The sequence below is a fragment of the Thermodesulfobacteriota bacterium genome (assembly GCA_040756475.1).
Taxonomy (GTDB): Bacteria; Desulfobacterota; Deferrisomatia; order Deferrisomatales; family JACRMM01; genus JBFLZB01.
The window spans coordinates 33,444-48,849 of sequence record JBFLZB010000002.1 but is presented as its reverse complement, the minus strand read 5'-3'; the positions used below and the strand labels follow the sequence as shown (position 1 = coordinate 48,849).

General features: G+C 70.8%; 11 protein-coding genes. 10 read left to right on the top strand and 1 reads right to left on the bottom strand.

Annotation, left to right across the window (positions count from 1 at the left end; all coding sequences use genetic code 11):
• A partial coding sequence (locus tag AB1578_00590; protein MEW6486398.1) for an HAD family hydrolase occupies positions 1 to 365 on the bottom strand: 365 nt, incomplete at its 3' end.
• Positions 366 to 545: 180 nt separating this feature from the next.
• On the opposite strand from AB1578_00590, the gene AB1578_00585 reads away from it, so the two are divergent.
• From AB1578_00585 to AB1578_00540, 10 genes are all read left to right on the top strand, one after another.
• Positions 546 to 1,781 (top strand): FAD-dependent oxidoreductase, encoded by a 1,236-nt coding sequence (locus AB1578_00585; protein MEW6486397.1) that lies wholly within the window; start codon positions 546 to 548, stop codon positions 1,779 to 1,781.
• Between the two features lie 178 nt (positions 1,782 to 1,959).
• The gene (locus tag AB1578_00580; GenBank protein ID MEW6486396.1) at positions 1,960 to 2,568 is read left to right on the top strand and encodes a 4Fe-4S dicluster domain-containing protein; all 609 of its coding nucleotides are present in this window, start codon (positions 1,960 to 1,962) and stop codon (positions 2,566 to 2,568) included.
• Positions 2,569 to 2,679: 111 nt separating this feature from the next.
• The gene (cooS, locus tag AB1578_00575; GenBank protein MEW6486395.1) at positions 2,680 to 4,566 is read left to right on the top strand and encodes an anaerobic carbon-monoxide dehydrogenase catalytic subunit; all 1,887 of its coding nucleotides are present in this window, start codon (positions 2,680 to 2,682) and stop codon (positions 4,564 to 4,566) included.
• A gap of 541 nt (positions 4,567 to 5,107) precedes the next feature.
• On the top strand, positions 5,108 to 5,548 hold the full coding sequence (locus AB1578_00570) for a cyclic nucleotide-binding domain-containing protein (protein ID MEW6486394.1): 441 nt from the start codon (positions 5,108 to 5,110) through the stop codon (positions 5,546 to 5,548).
• A gap of 171 nt (positions 5,549 to 5,719) precedes the next feature.
• Complete coding sequence (locus tag AB1578_00565) at positions 5,720 to 7,222, top strand: ATP-binding protein (protein ID MEW6486393.1); 1,503 nt, start codon at positions 5,720 to 5,722, stop codon at positions 7,220 to 7,222.
• Positions 7,219 to 8,550, top strand: coding sequence for a sigma-54 dependent transcriptional regulator (locus AB1578_00560; GenBank protein MEW6486392.1), 1,332 nt, complete (start codon positions 7,219 to 7,221; stop codon positions 8,548 to 8,550). The genes AB1578_00565 and AB1578_00560 overlap by 4 nt, the downstream gene beginning before the upstream one ends.
• A gap of 361 nt (positions 8,551 to 8,911) precedes the next feature.
• Positions 8,912 to 9,388, top strand: a complete 477-nt coding sequence (locus AB1578_00555; protein ID MEW6486391.1) for a hypothetical protein — start codon at positions 8,912 to 8,914, stop codon at positions 9,386 to 9,388.
• Positions 9,389 to 9,440: 52 nt separating this feature from the next.
• Entirely contained in the window at positions 9,441 to 13,976 is a 4,536-nt protein-coding gene (locus tag AB1578_00550; GenBank protein ID MEW6486390.1) for an FAD-dependent oxidoreductase, read from the top strand.
• Between the two features lie 170 nt (positions 13,977 to 14,146).
• A complete protein-coding gene (locus AB1578_00545) occupies positions 14,147 to 14,641 on the top strand; it encodes a hydrogenase iron-sulfur subunit (GenBank protein ID MEW6486389.1) in 495 nt (164 codons plus the stop codon).
• Positions 14,642 to 14,699: 58 nt separating this feature from the next.
• Positions 14,700 to 15,406: methylenetetrahydrofolate reductase C-terminal domain-containing protein (locus AB1578_00540; protein ID MEW6486388.1), on the top strand; the 707-nt coding region annotated here is incomplete at its 3' end.

Here is a 15,406-nt window from a genome sequence, read left to right as displayed (position 1 = left end):
AGGCAGGGGAGGACGTCGGGAAATACCTCCCAGTGGCGTGGGTCTTCGAACTCCCGGTAGAGCTCGTCGAAGAAGGCCTCGAACCGCTCCGAAAGGGGGTCCCACCCCGCAGCCCCCCGGAAGACGTCGACCACCAGGGCGCGCCACCAGGCCCGTTCCCGCTCGGGGGAGTGGGGCTGAGAGACGGCGGGGAGAAAGCCCGCCTTGCGCTCTCGGAAGGCCCGCCGGAAGGCCTCTTCCAGCGCTCCCGCGTCCGCGGCCATGCCGTGGCGGCGGCCCACCGCGGCGTAGACCCCGCCCACGCTGCCCCGCACCCGGATGAGGGTATTGCCGGCATCGAAGAGGAATCCCCGAATCTGCTTCATTTCCACAGCCTGCGTTGCGGAGTCGATCCCCGCATGGTAGGTTTCGGCCACGCTCGCGCCGGTTGCTGGCGCGTCCGGAGGCGGTGTTTCGAGCCGCCCCGAGCCGGCGCCTTCGTGCCCCCACCGCAGGCCGGCGGTGCCAGCCCGGTTCAGGGTACCCAATCGCAGAGGGATCACGCCATGCGTTACGTGGTCGTGGGGGCGAGCGCGGCCGGCCTGGCCGCGGCCGAAGGGACCCTGGAGGTGAACCCGGGGGCCGAGGTGCTCCTGCTTTCCGAAGAACCCCACCCGCCCTACTGCCGCCCTCTCCTCTCCTACCGGCTCGCGGGAAAGATCCCCGACTCCCTCTACCCTCTTCCGTCCAAAGCCCTGGAGCGCGCCGAGGTGCGCACCGGGTCCCGGGCCGTGCACCTCGACGCGGCCGCGCGGCGCCTGACCCTGGAGTCGGGGGAAGCGCTCTCCTACGACCGCCTCTGCCTCGCGACCGGGGCCGCCTCCAAGCCCCTGGGGCTCCCGGGGGAGGAGGCTGCCAACGTCATTGGCTTTCGCACCCGCGCCGACGCCGAGGCCGTGGAGGAGCAGATTTCCCGGGGGGCGCGCCGGGCGGTGGTCCTGGGCGCGGGGCTCGTGGGGGTCAAGGCGGCGGGCGCCCTGGCGGCCCGCGGGGTGGAGACGCTCCTGTGCGCCGCCTCGTCCGATCCCCTGTCCCAGTCCGCGGACGAGAGGGCCGGCGCCCTGGTGGCCCGGGCCCTCGAGGGCGAGGGCGTTCAGGTGCGCTTCGGGCACCGCCCGACCGCCCTGGAGTTAAGGGACGGCCGGGCCGTGGCGGTCCGCTTCGACCCGCCGGGTTCTCGGGAGCCCTGCGACCTGGTGATCCGGGGCAAGGGGGTGGACCCGCGCAGCGAGCTCCTGGGGCGACGGGGAGGAATTCCCGCCGATGACCAGCTTCGCGCGCCCGTGCCCGGCGTATGGGTGGCGGGAGACGCCGCCCTCACCCACGATGTGGCCTGGGGAGAGCCAAGGGCAAACGCCATCTGGCCGATGGCCGTGGAGCAGGGCCGCCTGGCGGGGCGCAACATGGCCGGTGCCGGAGAGACCTATCCGGGCTCCCTGGCCATGAACTCGGTGCGGGTGGGGGGTCTGCACCTGGTGACCGCGGGCATCGTTCGGCCTCCAGAAGGGGAAGGGCCCTACCGGGTCCTCCGGCGGGAGGACCCCGCCCGGGGCACCTACCGGAAGGTGATCCTGCGGGACGGCCGCCTGGTGGGCGCCGTGTTCGCCGGGGAGGCGGAGCAGGCGGGCCTGGTGATCGCCGCCATCCGGGCCGGCACGCGGCTCGAGGACCTGCCCTTCGACCCGCTGGCCGAGCGATTCCACTGGGGCGCGTATGCGTTTGCCGGTTGCGGAAGCAGGTAGACACGAATAGGTCCGTTTCACCACGAAGACACGAAGAAATGCTTGCGTTTTCTGGGGAAATCGGGGCACGTCGTCTGCCGGCCTCCTGCGCGATGACGACTCGACCATCGAAGATTCTTCGTGTCTTGGTGGTTGTCTCTCGGCTCCCCGGTTCCACCCATCCCCACGGGAGGTGTCCATGAACACCGTCGTCGTCCACCCCGAGCGCTGCGTGGGCTGCCTCCAGTGCGCGGCGGCCTGCGCCGTGGCCCACTCCCGCACGAAGACCCTCTACGGCGCCGTCTCCGAGGAGCCCCGGACCCCGCCCCGCATCCACGTGGGGCCAGGGCCCGCCACCTTCGCCTTTCCCAACAAGTGCCGCCACTGCGACCCGGCGCCGTGCATGGCCGCGTGCATGCCCCGGGCCATCGGGCGCGACGCGCCCACCGGGGCCGTGCTCGTGGACCCCTCCCGGTGCATCCAGTGCGGCATGTGCTCCATGGCCTGCCCCTTCGGGGTCATCCGCTACCGGGCGGACTGGCGGGTTCCCGGCCGCCCGTCGGTGGCGGTCAAGTGCGACAACTGCGCCGACCGGCAAAGGTCGGGCCGCGTGCCCGCCTGCGTGGAGACCTGCCTCGTGAGGGCCCTGGAGTTCGGCGACCCCAACGAACTCCTCCGGGAGGAGACCCGGCGCCTGGCACGGCAGGTGAGCGTGGGGCTGAGGCAGGGCGAAGAGGCCCGGAAGGAGCCTCCCGTCGTGGCCCTCTGGCGGGGACTGGGGGAGCGGCAGGCCGCTGTCGGCCCGTAGGCCGGGGCTCGCCCCCACGGCCTTTCGGTCTTCGGCGGGGCGAGCCCCGCCCCACGCACTTCCAAGATTCCGGCGGGGCCAGCCCCGCCCTACGCATCAGGAGGACTCGCGATGGCACCCTTGACCGACAAGCTCGCCGCCTGCTCCGTCACCCAGGACGCCCTCCCCATGCTCGAAAAGGCCCGGGCCGACGGCATTGCCACGGTGTGGGACCGCCACGCGGCCCAGGAGCCCCGGTGCGGCTACTGCGACCTGGGGCTCTCCTGCCGCATCTGCGCCATGGGCCCGTGCCGCATCGACCCCTTCGGGGAGGGTCCGCAGCAGGGGGTGTGCGGAGCCGACGCCGACATCATGGTGGCCCGAAACCTGGGGCGGATGATCGCCGCCGGCTCCGCCAGCCACTCGGACCACGGCCGGGACCTGGCCGAGACCCTCCTCGCCGTGGGGGAAGGCAAGGCCCCCGGCTACGGCATCGCCGACGAGGGCAAGCTCCGGGCGCTCGCCCGGGAGCTCGGGGTGGCCGAGGCGGGCCGCGACGCCCTGGCGGTGGCCCGGGACCTGGCCGGCGAGATGCTCGAGGAGTACGGCATGCGCAAGGGCCGACTCGGGTTCGTCGGCCGCATGCCCCCTGCCCGGGTGGAGGCGTGGAAGCGGCTCGGCGTGCTGCCCCGGGGCATCGACCGGGAGGTCACCGAGATGATGCACCGGACCCACATGGGGGTCGACAACGACTACGTGAACATCCTCCTCCACGGTTTTCGCACGGCGCTCTCCGACGGGCTGGGGGGCTCGATGATCGGCACCGAGCTCTCCGACGTGCTCTTCGGGGTGCCTGTGCCCACCACCTCCACCGTGAACCTGGGGGTGCTCAAGGCCGACCAGGTGAACATCCTCCTCCACGGCCACAACCCCGTGGTCTCCGAGATGGTGGCCCGGGCCGCTGAGGACCCCGAGCTCGTGGCCCTGGCCGAAAAGGTCGGCGCAAAGGGAATCAACCTGGCGGGGCTGTGCTGCACCGGCAACGAGCTGCTCATGCGCCGGGGCATCCCCATGGCGGGCAACCACCTGATGACCGAGCTCGTGCTGGTCACCGGCGCCGTGGAGATGATGATCGTCGACTACCAGTGCATCATGCCCTCCACCCCCCAGATTGCCGGCTGCTACCACACCAAGTTCGTGACCACGAGCCCCAAGGCCAAGTTCGCCGGCGCGGCCCACCGGGAGTTTTCGCCCGAGAACGCCCAGGCCCTGGCCCGGGAGGTGGTGCGGGAAGCCGTGGAGAACTTTCCCCGCCGCAAGCCCGGCGCCCTGGAGATCCCCGGGCAGACCGTGACCCAGATGTCGGGGTTCAGCGTGGAGGCCGTGCTGGGCGCCCTGGGGGGCACCCCCCAGCCCTTGATCGACGCCATCGTGGCGGGGAAGGTGCGGGGCGCCGTGGGGGTGGTGGGGTGCAACAACCCCAAGGTGAAGCACGACCACGGGCACGTGACCCTGACCCGCCGCCTCATCGAGAACGATGTGCTCGTGCTCGACACCGGCTGCGCCGCCGTGGCCAACGCCAAGGCGGGCTTCAAGACCCCCGGGGCGGCCGAACTTGCCGGGCCGGGGTTGCGCCAGGTGTGCAAGGCCCTGGGCATCCCCCCCGTACTCCACACCGGCTCCTGCGTAGACAACACCCGCATCCTCCACCTGGCCGGGGCGCTCGCCAAGGCTCTCAACGTCGATACCGCCGCGCTGCCGCTCGCCGGGGCCGCCCCCGAGTGGTACTCGGAGAAGGCCGTGGCCATCGCCTTCTACGTCGTCGCCTCGGGCATCACCACCTTCCTGGGGGTCGTCCCCCCCATCCTCGGCTCCCCCAACATCGTCAGGCTCGCCACCGAGGGGCTGGAGGACGTGGTGGGCGCGAAGTTCGTCGTGGAGCCCGACCCGGAGAAGTGCGCCGACGCCATCGTGGCGCACCTGAACGGAAAGCGGAGGGCGCTGGGACTGACGGTGTAGGCTGCAAGGACCACGGCAGTTGACGTGCAAAGGGCGGCCCGCGGGGCCGCCCTCGGGGCGAGGCCCGTGAACCTCCCTAGGAGGAGGTCATCGGCGGTCGTGTCGCTGCTCCGAGGATTCTTCCTCGCTCGCCAAGTCCACCGGCCTTCCATCCTTCAGAACCCATACCGGAGTGTGGGTGCGCCTGCCGAGCTCGAGTGCCCGATGGGCAGCTCGGAGCAAGGCGGCTTCCGAAGACTTGATGTCGGGAACTTCCAGGGGGCTGGTCTCTCTTGTCACGGCGAACCTCCGACTGCAAGGATCCTGGGCACCGGTTTCGTAAGGGGCCCCTCCTCGAAGGAGCGCGGATTGCGGGGCGAAGCGTAGGGGCTCCCGGACCCCGCTCGCCATCAAGGTGGCGGATCGCGGGCCGACTCCCCCGTTGCACCTTCCCCTGGAGCAGGTATTCTCCGAACACTCCATGGGCTGGGCAAGGGGCTGGGCGCGTGCCGAGGGGAGGGAGAACATGGGGACGGCCCGGAGCGCTTGAGGAGGGAGGGAGATGACGGCGGGCGGGATCGAATTCGAAGGCAGCGTAGACCTGGAGCGGGAGATCGAGGCGGCGGCTGCGGCCTTGAAGAACGAGTCGTTTCCGGCCGGGACTGCCCTCTTCTCCCAGGGCGAGGAGAGCCGGGAGCTCTTTGTGCTCCTGGAGGGATCGGTACGGGTGGAAGCGGGGGGCAAGGAGGTGGCCGTGATCGACGAGCCCGGGGCATACCTGGGGGAGATCTCGTCCCTGCTCGGCATCCCCCGCACCGCCACCGTGGTGACCCGGGAAGATTCGAAGTTCCTGGTGGTTCCTCCCGAGCACATCCCCTCCCTCTTCGGCCACACCCCCACGCTCGCCCTCACCATCGCCCGGGGGCTGGCGCAGCGCCTGGTGGCCACCACCCGCCACCTGGTGGAAGGGGGCCCCATGCCCTCGCCGGGAGAAACCGAATAGAACGCTGTTGCGATTTGGTCCACAGATGATATGATCGGCCTACACTTTCCCCGCCGCTACGGGCCCTTCGTGCCCGCGGGCCGATTCTTGCTGGGCGTTGCCGCGCGTGTCGCGGCGCACTGCTTCTCATAACGACGTATCGGCCCGTGCAGGCGAGCCCGGAGGGACCCGATGGCCTCGCGCCCCCGGGAGACCCAGGTCTCCAAGCTCCTCGCCGCCATGGCAGAGGGGAGCGACGTGGCACTGGCGGCGTTTCGCCCCGCCAGCGGGCGCATCGTCTTCGCCAACGCGGCGTTCTCCGGACTCACGGGGTGCGGGGCAGACCCAGCCCTGGGTCGGGATTTCTTCGACTGTCTGGGGGAAGCTGCAGGGCGCCAGGCACGCGATGCGGTACGGCCCCTCCTGGAAGGCCCCGCCCTTCGGGCCGCTGCCTCCCTGACCCTCGAGCTCCCGCTTCGCCCCCCACGGCATCTGGACGCTTCCTTCTCCCTGTTGCGCCCCACGCCCCGCCGGCCCATGGTCTCGGTGTCGCTGCGCGACGTGACGGCACGGGTCGAGCGGGACCGGGAGCAGGGGGAGCGCCTGCGCTTCCTCTCCCACGTGGTCGAGGGTTCGCTCCAGGCCATCCTGGTCACCGACATGCGGGGGAAGATCGCCGTGTACAACCGGGGCGCCCAGAACCTGCTGGGCTACCCCCCTGCCGAGATGGTGGGCCGCAAGTTCATCCAGGACCTCTACGAGGGCGACGCCGCCCGGGACGTGCTGGCCCGGGTTCGGGGCCCCGACCACGGGGGGCCCGGGGTGCTCGACCGCTACCAGGCCATCCTCATCGGGAAGAACCGCAGCCGCATCCCCGTGTGGATGACGGTGCACCTGCTCTTCGACGACCGCAACCGGGAGGTGGGAACGGTCTCCTTCATCCAGGACACCCGCGAGATCGTCGAGATGGAGCGCAAGCTCGAAGAGGTGCAGATGCAGCTCATCCACGCCGACAAGATGGCGTCCCTGGGCAAGCTCGCTGCCGGCGTTGCGCACGAGATCAACAATCCCCTCGGGGGCATCCTGCTCTTCGGGGGGCTGCTCCTGGAGGACATGGATTTTTCGGACCCCCGGCGGGAAGACATGGACCGCATCGTCCAGGAGGCCCGGCGCTGCCGGGAGATCGTCAACTCACTGCTCGACTTCGCCCACCAGAAGAAGCGCTACCAGGAGCCCGTGGACCTCAACGCCGCGGTGGAGCAGTGCCTGGCGCTCCTGGGCAACAAGGCGCTCTTCCACAACATCCGCGTGGAGATGCGGCTGAGCCAGGGGCTGCCCCTGGTGACGGGCAATCCGAGCCAGATCAAGCAGGTGTTCACCAACATCGTGACCAACGCGGTGGACGCCATGGAGGGCGAGGGCGTGCTGACCCTCACCTCGTCCTGCGACAAGGAAGGCGGGTTGGCGAGCGTGGGGTTCTCCGACACGGGGCCCGGCATCCCCCCCGAGATCCGCGCCCGGATCTTCGACCCCTTCTTCACCACCAAGGAGCCCGGAAAAGGGACGGGGCTCGGCCTGTCCCTGTGCTACAACATCATCCGGATGCACCGGGGCGACATCCGGGTGAGCTGCCCCCCCGGGGGAGGCACCACCTTCACCGTGACGCTCCCCACCGGGGAGGAGGAAGGACCGTGAGGGCTCTGATCGTGGACGACGAGCGGTCCATCCGGGACGGACTCGCCAAGACCCTCAAGCGCATGGGCCACGACTCGGTGGCGGTGGACAACGGGAGCGAGGCCGTGGAGGCGTTCGTCCAGGGCGGGTGCGACGTGGTCTTCCTCGACCTCAAGATGCCCGGGATCGACGGGATGGAGACCCTGGTGCGCCTCAAGGAGGCCGATCCGGAGGTCATCATCGTCATGATCACCGGCTACCCCTCCGTGGAAAACGTGCTCAAGGCCTTTCGCCTGGGCGCCTACGACTACATGCCCAAGCCCTTCTCCCCCCAGGAGGTGCGGATCATCACGGCCCGGGCGGAGGAGCGGCGCCGGCTCCGGTTCGAGAACGAGCAACTGCGCCGCCAGCTCAAGGCCGCCAAGGGCGACGCCTTCGTCATCAGCCGGAGCGCGGCCATGCGCGAGGTCAATGCCCTCATCGACAAGGTGGCGCGCAGCGACGGCAACGTGCTCCTCACGGGAGAGAGCGGCACGGGCAAGGAGGTGGTGGCCCGGACCATCTACGAGCTCTCCCCCCGCAAGGACCGGGAGTTCGTGGCGGTGGACTGCTCCATGCTGGCCGAGCCGCTCCTGGAGAGCGAGCTCTTCGGCCACGTGAAGGGGGCGTTCACCGGCGCAGCCGCCCCCAAGCGGGGGCTCTTCGAGCTGGCCGACGGGGGCACCTTCTTCCTGGACGAGGTGGGGAACCTCTCGCTCGGCATCCAGGCCAAACTCCTGCGGGTGATCCAGGAGCGGGAGTTCAAGCCCGTGGGGGGCACTACCGTGAAGCGGGTGGACGTGCGTCTCATCGCGGCCACCAACGCCGACCTGCAGGACGCGATCCGCCAAGGGCGGTTCCGGGAAGACCTCTACTACCGCCTCGCGGTCTTCCCCGTCCACCTGCCTCCCCTCAAGGAGCGGGCGGAGGACATCCCGGAGCTCGTGCGCTACTTCGTGGCCAAGTATGCCGCGAAGGCCGGGAAGCGGTTCCGGGAGGTCTCTGCGTCGTTCCTGGCCGTGCTCGCCTCCTACGACTTTCCCGGCAACATCCGGGAGCTGGAGAACATCGTCCAGCGGGCGGTGGTCATCGAGGACGCGGACGTGCTGCGCCCCTCGAGCCTGCCCGCCTACCTCCTCAAGAAACAGCCCGGAGAGCAGAAGCGCTTTCCCACCCTGGCGGAGCTCGAGCGCGACCACGTGGCGCTGGTGCTGCGCGCCTGCGGCGACCGCAAGGCCCAGGCCGCAGAGATTCTGGGCATCGACCGCAAGACCCTCTACCGCAAGCTCCAACAGTTCGGACTGGCATGACCGCCCACCCCACGGCAGGAGCGGCCTTGACCGCGAAGGGATTCGCGACGGCGGGGCGCTTCGCCCCGCTCCCCGGCGTCCGGGCCCGCCGCCGGCCATCCCGACGGGGCGTTCTGCCCCGGGGGAAAGGGCGCAACACCGGGGCGTTTCCGGTGTCTCGCCCCCTCCTTCCTACCCCATCCCGGCCCCTGCGGGGCAGGATGCCCCGTTTTCCGGGCCACGCCGGCCCACATCCGGGCGCAGCAGCAACAAACCTATTGATTCCGTATAGTTGACAAGCTGGCACGACAGTTGCTGTACCTCCAGGCCAAAGGGTGCAACGTTCCCCGGCCCGAGCGGGCCCACGGACCAGGAGGATGCCATGCAGACCAGACCCGACGTCATGATCCTCGACACCGACCGCAGCCGCACCAAGTCTCTCCGGCGCATCCTGCGGGAAGCCCGCCGGGACGTGACCGTGGAGGAGGTCGCCGACGTGAAGAACGCCCGCGAGGCGATCCTCTCCCGCCGGCCCACCCTGGTGCTGCTCCACTCCACCTTCCCCTACCTGCACCAGGACGGCACGGGCCTCCTGGAGCTCATCCAGGACGACTTCCGCAACAGCAACATCGGCGTGATGCTGGTGCTGCCCATCTCCGGGTCGCTCCTCTACCGCTCCGGGTACCAGGAGGGCATGGAGATGCTCGAGCTCGCCGACGACCTCATCACCACCGACTACACCAGCGACATGATCCAGGCCGTAGTGTGCGACTTCCTGGACCGCCGCGCCGTGAGGGAGCCGGTGACCGAGGCGGTGGGCGCCCCCGAGTTCGCCTTCGTGCCGACGAAGCGCGTCTGACCGGCTCGCCCGAACAGGAAGAGAGTCAGGAGGAACGTCGGGAGGAGAGCCCATGGCGAGCGGGAACGGGCCCACCGGGGCCGTGCTGGTGGTGGGAGGCGGCATCGCCGGGATCCAGGCGAGCCTGGACCTGGCCGAGAGCGGGTACAAGGTCTACCTGGCGGAAAAGCGCTCCGCCATCGGCGGGCACATGGCCCAGCTCGACAAGACCTTCCCCACCAACGACTGCGCCATGTGCACCGTGAGCCCGAAGCTCGTGGACGCGGGCCGGCACCTCAACATCGAGATCCTCACCGGCGCCGAGGTGCTCTCCCTGGACGGGGAGGCGGGGGACTTCCAGGTGACCCTTCGCCGGCACCCCCGCTACATCGACCCCAAGAAGTGTACGGCCTGCGGCGACTGCGAGAAGGTCTGCCCGGTGGAGATCCCCGGCCGCTTCGACGAGGGGCTCGTCAGGCAGCGGGCGGCCCACAAGCTCTACCCCCAGGCCGTCCCCAACGCGTTCGCCATCGAAAAGCTCGGGGTGAGCCCGTGCCGGGACGCTTGCCCCGCCGGCCAGCGGGCCCAGGGGTACATCGCCCACATCCGCCGGGGAGACTACGCGGCGGCGCTGCGCACCATCAAGCTCGACAACCCCTTCCCCGCCATCTGCGGCCGCATCTGCAACCACCGGTGCGAGGACGCCTGCAACCGCGCCAAGCTCGACCAGGCCCTGGACATCCGGGCGCTCAAGCGCTTCGTCACCGACCACGAGTACGCCAAGCCCTACGTCGCCCCCGAGCCCGCGCCCCGGAAGTACGGGGAGCGCATCGCCATCGTGGGCGCAGGCCCCTGCGGGCTCTCGGCCGCCAAGGACCTGTGCCTCGAGGGGTACGCCGTCACGGTGTTCGAGGCGCTGCCCGTGGCCGGGGGGATGCTCCGGGTGGGGGTGCCCCAGTACCGCCTTCCCACGGAGGTGATCGACCGGGAGGTCCGGGAGATCGCCGACTTCGGGGTGGAGCTTCACCTCTCGTCCCCCGTGGAGAACGTGGAGGAGCTCTTCGTCCAGGGCTACGCCGCGGTCCTCATCGCCGTGGGGGCCCACGAGGGCATCCGGCTGCCCATCGAGGGGGCGGAGCTGCCCGGAGTTCTGACCAACACGTCTTTTCTGCGGGACGTGCGGCTCGGGAACGCCCCGGAACTCGGCTCCAGGGTGGTGGTGATCGGCGCGGGGGACGTGGCCATGGACTGCGCCCGCACCTCGGTGCGCCTGGGCAAGGAGGTGGCGGTCCACTACCGCCGCGGCCGCGAGGAGGCCCCGGCGGACCCCCTGGAGATCGAGCACGCCCTGGAGGAGGGGGTGGCGTTTCACTGGCTCTCCAACCCCGTGGCCGTCCTGGCCGGTCCCGACGGCCGGGTGCGGGGACTGCGCCTCCAGCGCATGGAGCTCGGCGCCCCCGACCCCAAGGGGCGCCGGCAGCCGGTGCCGGTGGCGGGCTCCGAGTACGAGGTGGCCTGCGACAACGTGATCTTCTCGGTGGGCCAGCGGGCGGGCCTCGCGTTCCTGCCCGCGGACGCCGGGGTGGCCCTGGGGCGGGACGGCACGATTGCCGCGGACCCGGAGACCACCGCCACGTCGCGGCCGGGCCTCTTCGCGGCGGGGGACAGCACCACCGGCACCGCCTTCCTCATCGACGCCGTGGCCTCGGGCCACCGGGCCGCCCGGGGCATCCACGCCCACCTCCGGGGCGAGCCCCTGCGGCGCACCGCCCGGGAGCGCCTGCCCTTGGCCGACCTTCCCCGGGAGGAGCTCCTGGGCCGCGCCGACCGGGGGGAACTCCGGCGGGAGCGCCGCCTCCACGTGAGAAACCTCGACGCGGCCGAGCGGCGAGGAAGCTTCGACGAGGTGGCCTTGGGGTACACGGAGGACGAGGCCCGCCGGGAAGCCGAACGCTGCCTCTCCTGCGGGGTGTGCTCCGAGTGCTACGCCTGCGTGGAGGCCTGCAAGGCGGGCGCGGTAGTCCACGAGGAGCTCGGGCGAGAAGAGGAGCTCCGGGTGGGGGCGGTGGTGCTCGCGCCCGGCTACGAGCTCTACGACGCGCAACTCAGCCAGGAGTATGGACTGGGCCGCTACCCCAACGTGGTCACGGCCATGCAGTTCGAGCGCATGCTCTCCGCGTCGGGCCCCACCCACGGCCACGTGCAGCGGCCCGGCGACGGGGCGACGCCCAGGAAGATTGCGTTCCTCCAGTGCGTGGGGAGCCGGGACCGGGAACACGACTACTGCTCGAGCGTGTGCTGCATGTACGCGGCCAAGGAAGCCATCATGGCCAAGGAGCACGAGCCCGGCACCGACGTGGCCGTGTTCTTCATGGACACCCGCTCCTTCTCCAAGGGGTACGACGAGTACTACCGCCGCGCCCGGGAGCGCTACGGGGTGCGCTACGAGCGCTGCCGCATCTCCCGCCTCACCGAGGACCCGGCCACCGGGAACCTGGGGGTGCGCTTTGTCCGGGACGGGGCGCTCGTCCAGGAGTCCTTCGACCTGGTGGTCCTCTCGGTGGGCATGGAGGTCTCCCCCGCGGTGCGCGAGCTCGGCCACCGCCTGGGCATCGCGCTCGACGACTACGGCTTTTGCCACACCACGCTCTTCAACCCCCTGGAGTCGAGCCGGCCCGGGATCTTCGTGGCCGGCCCCTTCCGGGAGCCCAAGGACATCCCCGAGACCGTCGTCGAGGCGAGCGGGGCGGCGTCCCGGGCGGGCACGCTGCTTGCCGCGGCCCGGGGGACGCTCACGCGGCTGCCCGAGTACCCCCCGGAGCGGGACGTGGCGGCCGAGGAGCCCCGGGTGGGGGTCTTCGTGTGCCACTGCGGCTCGAACATCGGCGGCTACCTGGACGTGCCCGCGGTGGCCGCGTACGCGGACGGCCTCTCCGGGGTGGTCCACGCCGAGGCGAACCTCTACACCTGCTCCCAGGACACGGTGGCCCACATCACCCAGACGGCAGCGGAGCTCGGCCTCAACCGCGTGGTGGTGGCCTCGTGCAGCCCCCGCACCCACGAGCCGCTGTTCCAGGACGCCATCCGGGGGGCGGGCCTCAACCCCGCCCTCTTCGAGATGGCGAACATCCGCAACCAGTGCTCCTGGGTCCACTCCGGCCAGTGGGACCGGGCCACCGAAAAGGCCATGGACCTGGTGCGGGGGGCCGTGGCCCGGGCGGCCCGGCTCGCGCCGGTGCACTCCCTGGAGTTCCCGGTGGTGAAGTCGGCCCTGGTGCTCGGCGGCGGCGCCGCCGGGATGACGGCGGCCCTGGAGCTGGCGGACCAGGGGTTCCCGGTGCACCTGGTGGAGAAGTCCGGCGAGCTTGGCGGAAACCTGCGCCGAGTGCGCTTCCTGGAAGACGGCAGGAGCCCGGCGCAGTGGCTCGAAGACCTGGTGCGCCGCACGGTGACCCACCCTCGGATCGACGTGTACCTGGACACCACCCTCCAGGACATCGGCGGGTTCCGGGGCAACTTTGCCGCCACCCTGGCGCGCCGCGCAGGGGAGTGCGTGCGGGTGGAGCACGGGGTGGCGGTGGTGGCCACGGGCGCCCGGGAGTACCGGGGGCCGGAGTATGGCCTCGGGACCCACGCGGACATCGTCACGGCGCTCGACTTCGAGGAGCTTCTGTACCGGAAGGCGGGGGGAAACGGCCACGACGCCTGCGCCCACCTCACCGCCCGGGCACTGCCGGAGAGCGTGGCCATGATCCTGTGCGTGGGCCCCGCCGAGCAGTTCTGCGCCCGCACCTGCTGCACCACCGCCATCAAGAGCTCCCTGGTGCTCAAGGAGCTCAAACCGGCGGCCGAGGTCACCATCCTCTACAAGGACGTGCGCACCTTCGGCTTCAAGGAGCGCCTCTACACCGAGGCCCGGCGGCGGGGCATCCACTTCCGGCGCTACGACGAAGCCGACAAACCCCGGGTCTCGGTGGAGTGGAACTCGGTGCGCCTGGACTACCGGGACGCGGGGTCGGGCAAGCACGCCACCCTGCGGCCCCAGCTGCTCGTGCTCGCCGAGCCCATGGTGCCCCACGCGGACGCCGGGGAGCTCGCCACCCGCCTCAAGGTCCCCCTGGACGGGGACGGGTTCTTCCTGGAGGCCCACGTGAAGCTGCGGCCCGTGGACTTCCAGTCCGACGGCCTCTACCTGGCGGGGCTCGCCCACTACCCGAAGTTTCTGGCCGAGTCCATCGCCCAGGCCCAGGCGGCCGCAGCCCGCGCGGCCACCGTGCTCTCCAAGGAGGTGCTCCACGCCGAGGGCATCGTGGCCCGGGTGGAGCAGGAAAAGTGCGTGGGCTGCCTCACCTGCGTGCGGGTGTGCCCCTACCAGGTGCCGGCGATGCAGGCCCAGGTGGCGGGAGTCGGGCGGATCGCCGGCGCCGCCTTCATCGAGCCCGCCACCTGCCACGGCTGCGGCGTGTGCGCCGGGGAGTGCCCCGCCAAGGCCATCCAGCTCGCCCACTACACCGATCCTCAGGTGACGGCGATGGTGGAAACCCTCTTCGAGGGCAGGGCTCGCTACCACGGCAAGCCCTCGGGGGACACCGCGGCGGGGGGGTGTTAGAAAGAACCGGGGGACGTTGGACAGGATGACAGGATGGACAGGATGAAGCCAGGCAAGACCGAGGCTAAGACAGGCAACGGGATCAGACTCCCGGAAAGCCTATCCTGTCCATCCTGTCAATCCTGTCCATCCTGTCCACGAAGTGGTTTTCTACACACGAGGAGGCCGAGATGAGCGAGTTCGTTCCGGGGATCGTCGCCTTCTGCTGCCACCACTGCGCCTACGGTGCCGCGGACCTGGCCGGGGCCATGCGGCTGGGCTACCCGGACTCGGTGCGGGTGGTGCGGCTGCCCTGCACCGGCAAGCTCGACGTGGCCCACGTGCTCTCGGCCTTCGAGCACGGGGCCGACGGGGTGATGGTGGCCGGCTGACTGGAGGGCGACTGCCATTACCTGGAAGGTAATACGAACGCCAAGAGAAGGGTCGGCACCATCGCGAAGCTCCTGGAGGAGATCGGGGTGGGGGGCGCCCGGGTGCGCATGTTCCACCTCTCCTCCGCCGAGGGAGCCCGCTTCGCCGAGGTCTGCACCGAGATGACCGACGCCGTCAAGGCCCTGGGGCCGAGCCCCCTGCGAAGAGACCGAGACGGGATGACAGGATCGACGGGATGGGAGAGCGGACCGCCAAAGGCCGCGGAGAACGCGGAGGCGACCGCGGCCGAGTAGGAGGGTCCGGCCGTATCCGGCCCATCCTGCCATCCTGTCCAGCCACAAGAGGTTTCCCATGATCGTCGCCGAGCAGAAACCCCTGGACGAGATCCTGGCCATGACCGCGGGTGCGCAGGACGTGCTGGTGCTGGGGTGCGGCACCTGCGTCACCGTGTGCTTCGCCGGGGGGGACAAGGAGGCCGAGATCCTGGCCGCGTCGCTCCGGATGAAGTCCCGGCTGGCCGAGGCCCCCCAGCGGGTGACCTACGCCACGGTGCAGCGCCAATGTGAGTGGGAGTACCTGGACGCGGCCGGCGACGCCATCCGTGGCGCGGACGCGGTGGTGTCGCTGGCCTGCGGCGTGGGGGCCCAGGCCATCGTGGAGCGCTTCCCCGAGGCCCGCATGGTGCCGGGCCTCAACACCCGCTTCTACGGCCTGCCCACGGCCCACGGGGTGTGGGAAGAGCGGTGCGCCGGGTGCGGGGAGTGCGTGCTCGACTTCACCGGGGGCATCTGCCCCGTGGCCCGGTGCTCCAAGGGGCTCCTCAACGGCCCCTGCGGCGGCACCAACAAGGGCAACTGCGAGGTGGATCCCGCCATCCCCTGCGCCTGGCGCCTCATCGTGGAGCGCTTGGAGAAGCTCGGGGCGCTGGAGCGCCTGGCCGAGGTCCACCCCCCCAAGAATTGGCGCGCCGGCCGCGACGGCGGCCCCGGCCGCATCGTGCGCGAAGACCTGGTGCGCGAGCGCGACCGCGCGGCCCTGGGGCTGACGGACGAGGCGCG

Coding starts and splice junctions, on each gene's coding strand:
- AB1578_00585 (MEW6486397.1), top strand. CDS start 546: ATGCGTTACGTGGTCGTGGGGGCGAGCGCGGCCGGCCTGGCCGCGGCC.
- AB1578_00580 (MEW6486396.1), top strand. CDS start 1,960: ATGAACACCGTCGTCGTCCACCCCGAGCGCTGCGTGGGCTGCCTCCAG.
- cooS (MEW6486395.1), top strand. CDS start 2,680: ATGGCACCCTTGACCGACAAGCTCGCCGCCTGCTCCGTCACCCAGGAC.
- AB1578_00570 (MEW6486394.1), top strand. CDS start 5,108: ATGACGGCGGGCGGGATCGAATTCGAAGGCAGCGTAGACCTGGAGCGG.
- AB1578_00565 (MEW6486393.1), top strand. CDS start 5,720: ATGGCCTCGCGCCCCCGGGAGACCCAGGTCTCCAAGCTCCTCGCCGCC.
- AB1578_00555 (MEW6486391.1), top strand. CDS start 8,912: ATGCAGACCAGACCCGACGTCATGATCCTCGACACCGACCGCAGCCGC.
- AB1578_00550 (MEW6486390.1), top strand. CDS start 9,441: ATGGCGAGCGGGAACGGGCCCACCGGGGCCGTGCTGGTGGTGGGAGGC.